Origin of the sequence: Streptosporangium sp. NPDC048047, from assembly GCF_040653115.1 — a bacterium.
Taxonomy (GTDB): domain Bacteria; phylum Actinomycetota; class Actinomycetes; order Streptosporangiales; family Streptosporangiaceae; genus Streptosporangium.
In genome coordinates this window covers 44,913-51,198 of record NZ_JBEZNH010000035.1, presented here as the reverse complement: position 1 = coordinate 51,198, position 6,286 = coordinate 44,913, and the positions used below count along the sequence as shown (strand labels likewise).

At 71.6% G+C, this 6,286-nt stretch carries 5 protein-coding genes; 3 read left to right on the top strand and 2 right to left on the bottom strand.

What is annotated here, in order from left to right; translation table 11 throughout:
- Positions 1 to 261: 261 nt before the first annotated feature.
- Positions 262 to 1,863, bottom strand: a complete 1,602-nt coding sequence (locus tag AB0D67_RS26130) for a 4-hydroxyphenylacetate 3-hydroxylase N-terminal domain-containing protein (RefSeq protein WP_362941063.1) — start codon at positions 1,861 to 1,863, stop codon at positions 262 to 264.
- 181 nt (positions 1,864 to 2,044) lie between these two features.
- A complete protein-coding gene (locus AB0D67_RS26125) occupies positions 2,045 to 3,289 on the bottom strand; it encodes an acyl-CoA dehydrogenase family protein (protein ID WP_362941060.1) in 1,245 nt (414 codons plus the stop codon).
- Between the two features lie 401 nt (positions 3,290 to 3,690).
- Between AB0D67_RS26125 and AB0D67_RS26120 the strand changes: the two genes are divergently transcribed.
- The 3 genes from AB0D67_RS26120 (at position 3,691) to AB0D67_RS26110 (ending at position 6,168) form a co-directional block, all read left to right on the top strand.
- The gene (locus AB0D67_RS26120) at positions 3,691 to 4,152 is read left to right on the top strand and encodes an SRPBCC domain-containing protein (protein ID WP_362941056.1); all 462 of its coding nucleotides are present in this window, start codon (positions 3,691 to 3,693) and stop codon (positions 4,150 to 4,152) included.
- Positions 4,153 to 4,267: 115 nt separating this feature from the next.
- Positions 4,268 to 5,050: a methyltransferase domain-containing protein gene (locus AB0D67_RS26115; RefSeq protein WP_362941053.1), complete on the top strand. Its 783-nt coding sequence runs from the start codon at positions 4,268 to 4,270 to the stop codon at positions 5,048 to 5,050.
- Positions 5,047 to 6,168, top strand: coding sequence for a DegT/DnrJ/EryC1/StrS family aminotransferase (locus AB0D67_RS26110; protein ID WP_362941050.1), 1,122 nt, complete (start codon positions 5,047 to 5,049; stop codon positions 6,166 to 6,168). Before AB0D67_RS26115 ends, AB0D67_RS26110 begins: the two co-directional genes overlap by 4 nt.
- Positions 6,169 to 6,286: the final 118 nt, after the last annotated feature.

Genomic DNA, 6,286 nt, shown 5'->3' with positions numbered 1-6,286 from the left:
CCCGCGTGCCCGCCGGCTGACCGTGTCCGGCGTGTGGTTCGCCCGCGTGCCCGCCGGCTGACCGTGTCCGGCGTGTGGTTCGCCCGCGTGCCCGCCCGCTGACGGCGTCCGGCGTGCGATCCGCCCGGGAACCCTCCGGACGCGTCCGGCCCGGCCCCCGCGTGGGGGCCGGGCCGTAAGGGAGGGGCGGAACCCGCCGGACGGGCGGCGGCCGGGCCTTCCCGGAAGGCGCCGGCCCGCGCCGTCAGAGGTCGAACGCCGTCAGAGGTCGAACATGGAGTTGCGGACCTGGCGCAGGTCGTCGAAGGACGACAGGTCCGGGACGGTCCAGCCGTCCAGGTCGTACTCGGACATGCACTCCTCGACGAACGCCTTGTAGCCGTCCACCTGGCCGTTCGCCGTCTGCGCGGCCAGCAGCTCGACCCGGGTGTTCTCGTGGTTGCCGGCGTAGTTGCGCTCGTACAGCTCGTGCCGGCCGCCGAACTCGCTGCCGACCGCGTCCCACAGCAGCTTCATGATCTTGATCCGTTCGACGGACTCCATGCCGCCCGAGCCGCGCAGGTACTTGTCGAGGTACGGGCGCACGTCGGGGTTCTTGAAGTCGTCGGCGCTGGAGTTGATGTAGATCAGGCCGCTGGCGATGTCCTGCTGCACGATCTCCTTGACCCGGGGGTAGCCGATCTGCATGAACCACCGGTAGGCCAGGCCGTACTGGGGGTTGGGCAGCACCGCGCCGTTCGTCCACGCGACCGGGTTGCGCGCGGCGGCGTCGGAGAACGCCCAGAACAGGTTGCGCCAGGCCAGCACCTCGCCGATCCGGCTCTGCACGCCGCGGAAGTCCTTGGTGCCGGTCGCCTCCACCGCCTTGATCAGCAGACCCGCGATGAACTCCAGCTTGACCGCCAGGCGGGTGCACCCGTGGAAGGTGAAGCGCTCGGGGAAGCCGGAGCGGCCGGTGAAGAGCTGGACCTTGCCCAGGTGCCCGTAGATGAAGACGTTCTCCCAGGGGATGAGCACCTTGTCCAGGACGAGGATCGTGTCGTTCTCGTCCAGCCGCGACGACAGCGGGTAGTCGAACGGGCTGCCCATGGCGGTGGCCGTGGCGGTGTAGGAGGGGCGGCAGATCAGCTTCAGGCCGGGCGCGTCCATCGGGATCGTCGCGACCAGCGCGAACTTCCGGTCCTTGATCGGCAGGCCGTAGTGGGCGATGAAGTTGTAGTGGGTCAGCGCCGAGCCGGTCGCGACGACCTTGGCGCCGCTCACCACCAGGCCGGCGTCGGTCTCCTTCTCCACGTGGACGAACACGTCGGCGACCTCGTCCGGCGGCCGGTTGCGGTCGACCGGCGGGTGCACGATCGCGTGGTTCCAGAACAGCACCTTCTCCTGCGACTCCCGGTACCAGCGCCGGGCGTTGTCGGAGAACGGCTCGTAGAACTCGGCGTTGGCGCCGAGCGTCCCGAGGAAGGCGGCCTTGTAGTCGGGGCTGCGCCCCATCCACCCGTAGCTCATCCGCGCCCACTCGGCGATGGCCCGCTGGTTGGCCACCAGGTCCTCGGCGCTGCGCGGCGTGGTGAAGAAGCTGTGGGTGTAGCCGTCGCTGCCGGTGTCGGTCGGCACCACGAGGGAGCCGCGCCGCTCCGGGTCGTGCAGCGCGTCGTACAGCCGCGCCGTCATCCGGACCGGGTTGTGGAACGCGGGATGCGAGGTGACGTCCCTGACGCGGTCGCCGTACAGGTAGATCTCGCGGTCGTCGCGCAGGCTCTCGATGTACTCGTCGCCGGTCATCGGGCGTGTCTGCCGCCGCGCCGGACCGGCGGGCTCCGCGTCCCCGGTGCCGGGCGTGCGGTCCTGAAGCTCAGTCAACGGACTTCTCCCTTCATTCCGCGTCGCCGGATGCGGCCCGCGGAGCGGTCTCAACCCGCGTCGCCGGATGCGGCCGGCGGGGACGGTCTCATCGCCGGAGGCCGGGCCTCCGCCGGATCGCTCATCGCCGGGGACCGGGCCCGCCGGCTCGCTCGACGCCGGAGGCCGGGCCCCCACCGGGTCACTCGACGCCGAACCGGACCCGCGCCAGATCGCGCGGGGCGATGGTGGCGAGGAAGGTCGAGACTCCGGCGTGGGTGACGAACATCGACATGTCACGCCAGACGCGCTCCATGCGCTCGCCGTTCCGCACCGCGCTGGAGCCCGCGGTCGGGTACAGGTGCCGCTCGACCGCGCGCCAGCTCAGGTCCACCACCTCGCTGCAGATCCCGGCGATCCGCAGCTCCTGCTCCCGGGTGACGGCGGACGGGCCCCGGGCGCAGGTCTCGCGCCACTGCCGGACCGCGTCCAGCGTCGCGGCCTCGGCCGTGGCGATCATGCCGGCGGCCCTGCCGTACCGGAGCTGGAAGTCGGGGTCCTCGGCGCGCGGCACGATCGGCGGGAAGGGGGTGGTGCGGGTGCGCATCAGGTCCTCGTAGGCGTCGAGCGCGTTCCGGGCCATGCCGACGGCCAGGGCGGCGTCCTCCAGGACCATGAAGCTGAGCTGGCCGCCGCCGTACTCGGGGTTGCCGTGCAGCGCGCGGCCGGGCGTGCCCTCGGTGACGCTGACCTGGCTCATGTGGGTCCGCATCAGGAAGTGGGCGGGGATGCGCCCGTTCTCGATCCGGATGCTGTGCGAGCCGCTGCCCTTCAGGCCGAGCGCCTTGCCCCAGTCGTCCAGGCGGGTCCACTCGCTGCGGGGGGCGATGAACATCGCCGGCTCGGGCTCGCCGCCGCCGTCGGGGGTGACCATCGCGTGGCCGATGAAGTGCGTGGCGTACGGCGAGCCCGAGCAGTAGCCCCAGGTGCCGTTGAGCACCCAGCCGCCGTCGGCCGCGGGTTCGGCGGTGCCGCCGGGCATGACGGTCGCCGGGCAGATGAAGTGCCCGTCGCCGAAGACCTCCTCCTGCACCCGCTCCTCGAACAGCGTGGCCACCGCGAGCGCGTGCGCCGCGCCGAGGCAGTACATCCACCCGGTCGAGGGGCAGCCCCGGGTGAGCGCCATCGTCACCCGCATGAAGGTGTCGATCCCGAACTCGTAACCGCCGTACCGGCGGGGGACCAGGATCCGGTAGAAACCGGCCCGGGTGAACTCCTCGTGGACGTCCTCGCCGTAGAAGGTGCGCCGCTCGGTCTCGGCCTGGCGCTCGACCAGGGACGGCGCGATGGCCTCGGCCCTCGCCACCATCTGCTCCGGCGTCAGGCCGGGCTCGGGCGGGGAGGGGAGGGAAAGGCGGCGTTCGGGAATGCTGGTGACGACTCCCATTCTTCGCGTGTCCTCACGGTCTCGTGGGCGGATGCGACATGCGCCAGCGTCACACCCGGCTCCGGGACGGCGCATCTTTCGGGTTGCGGTCCGGACGACGGCCGCGCCCGCTTCCCCGGGGCGTTTCAGGACGGGGACGCGGCTTTTCCTGGGAGGGACCCAAGAGAGCATTCCTGAATAAGAAAAAGCACCGGGCCGGGGCGAGAATCGCACTACCGGTACCTTGCTGGGCCTATAGGCTCTTCATGATCCCCGGCCGTGACCGCTGTCACGGATCGCGGGACGACGGCGAGCCGGCCCATCCGGGTCTTTCGACACGCCGGCGGACGGCGGAGCCGGGCGGGCCGGCTTCGATCCGTGCAGAAGCCATTTCTTCCCTCAGGTCCGAGAAAGGACGACACATGACGAGCAGGATCGAGATCACTCGAACCTTCGATGCGCCGCGCGAGCTGGTGTACGCCGCCTGGACCGAGCCCAAGCACTTCACCCACTGGTGGGGCGCCCCGCTGGACACGATCTCCATGGACGTCCGCCCCGGCGGTGAGTGGCGCGCCACGATCGTCGTCGACGAGCAGACCCAGGTGCCCTTCGCCGGCGTCTACCGCGAGGTCGTGCCGAACGAGAAGCTGAGCTACAGCCTCCTCGACCTCAGCGACGACGCCGAGAAGCAGGCCGCGCGCCAGGAGCGGGACCACGACGGCGAGGAACTGGTGACCGTCACCTTCGCCGACGCCGCCGCCGGCGGCACCGAGCTGACCTTCGTGCAGCAGGGCGACCTGCCCGAGGACGAGGTCCCGCGGGCCACCGAGGGCTGGGGCTACTTCTTCAACGCCCTCGACGAGCACCTCAAGAACGTCAAGTAGCGCGGGGCGCGATCCCGCGTGACGCGGCCGGGGCGGGCGGAGCGACCCGCCCGCCCCGGCCGTTCGCGTGCCGTACGACATCGGGCGTCCACCGTCCGGGCCGGTTGGAGGAGCAGTGACCACTGACACCATCGCGAGGAACACCCCCGGCGACGGCGCGCCGGGGCACCGGGGCGCCAACGTCTACGGTGAGGAGGTCAGCGAGATCTACGACCTCCTCTACAAGAGGCGCGGCAAGGACTACGCCGCCGAGGCCGCCGTCATCGCCGGCCTGATCCGCGAGCGCGCGCCGCACGCGGCGTCGCTGCTCGACGTGGCCTGCGGCACGGGGGAGCACCTCGTCACGCTGCGGACCATGTTCGGCCACGTCGAGGGGGTCGAGCTCTCCGACTCGATGCGGGAGCGCGCCCAGGGGAAGCTCCCCGGCGTGGCCGTCCACTCCGGGGACATCCGCGACTTCGACCTGGGCCGCACCTTCGACGCGGTCTGCAGCCTCTACGGCACGATCGGCTACATGTCCTCCCAGGAGGAGCTGGACTCGGCGATCGCCGCCATGGGACGGCACGTGGCGCCCGGCGGCGTGCTGATCGCCGAGCCGTGGTACTTCCGCGAGGGGTTCGCCGACGGCCACATCGGCGACGACATCGTCCGCGAGCCGGGCCGTACGGTGACCCGGCTGGCGACCTCGGTGCGCGACGGGAACGTCGTCCGGGTGGAGGCGCACTACCTCCTGGCCGACGCCGCCGGTGTGCGGCACTTCGAGCACGTCCAGGTGATGAACCTGTTCGGCCGCGACGAGTACGCGGCGGCCTTCACCCGCGCCGGTTTCGACGCCGTCCGCGTGGAGCCGGGCGACCTGCTGGCGGGGCGGTCCCTGTTCGTCGGCGTGCGGCGATGATCCCTCTGTTCCGCACCGCGGTGGCGCCCGGCACGGCCGAACGCGTCACCGCGGTGGTCGACAGCGGCCGGTTCGGCCACGGACCGGCCGTCGAGGAGTTCGAGCGCGCCGTGGGCGCCCGGGTGGGCAACCCCCGGGTCGCCGCGGTGAACAACGGCACCTCCGGCCTGCACCTCGCCCTGCGGCTGGCGGGCGCCTGCGCGGACGCGCCCGGCGGGCCGGGGGAGGTGCTGAGCACGCCGTTCACCTTCGAGGCCACCAACTGGAGCATCCTCGCCAATGGCGCGCGCCTCACCTGGGTGGACGTCGATCCGGCGACGCTGAACGTCGACCTGGACGACCTGGCGAAGAAGATCACACCGGCGACCCGCGCGATCATGGTGGTCCACTGGGCCGGCTTCCCGGTGGACCTGGTCCGGCTCGCCCGCATCCTCGACGACGCCGAGGCCGAGTACGGCTTCCGGCCGGCGGTCGTGGAGGACTGCGCCCAGGCGTGGGGGGCCGTCTGCCACGGCCGGCCGCTGGGCGCCCACGGCAACCTCTGCGTCTTCAGCTTCCACGCCACCAAGCACCTGAGCTGCGGTGGCGGCGGCCTCGTGACCCTGCCCGACGAGGAGTCCCTGCTGCGCGCCCGCAGGCTGCGCTTCTTCGGCATCGACCGGGACGCCGACCGGGTGAACGCCGACTACGACGTGGCCGAGTGGGGCTACAACTTCTACATGAACGAGATCAACGCGGCGATCGGGCTGGCGAACCTGGAGACGGTGGACGAGCGGGTCCGGCGGCACCGGCTGAACGCGGCCTTCTACGACGCGGAGCTGGCCGGCGTGGCGGGCCTGGAGCTCACCGCGCGGACCGAGGGGCTGGAGCCGTCGTTCTGGCTGTACCCGGTGAAGGTCGACGACCGCGCGTCCTTCATGCGCAAGCTGGCCGGCGCGGGCATCACCGCGAGCGTGGTCTGCCGCCGCAACGACGAGCACGGCTGCGTGGCGGACGCCAGGACGCCGCTGCCGGGCGTGGACGCGGTCCACGACCGGGTGGTCAACATCCCGGTCGGCTGGTGGCTGACGCCGGAGGAGCGGTCGCACATCGCCGAGACGATCAGGTCCGGCTGGTGAGACAGGGACGGCGTTTCCCCGGCAGGCGCTGAAAACCCCAGAAAGCCCTCGGACACCCCTTTTGAAATACCCCGTAAAAAGCATCCGGAATCCCCCGGAAAGAGGGGTTGGCCAGCGC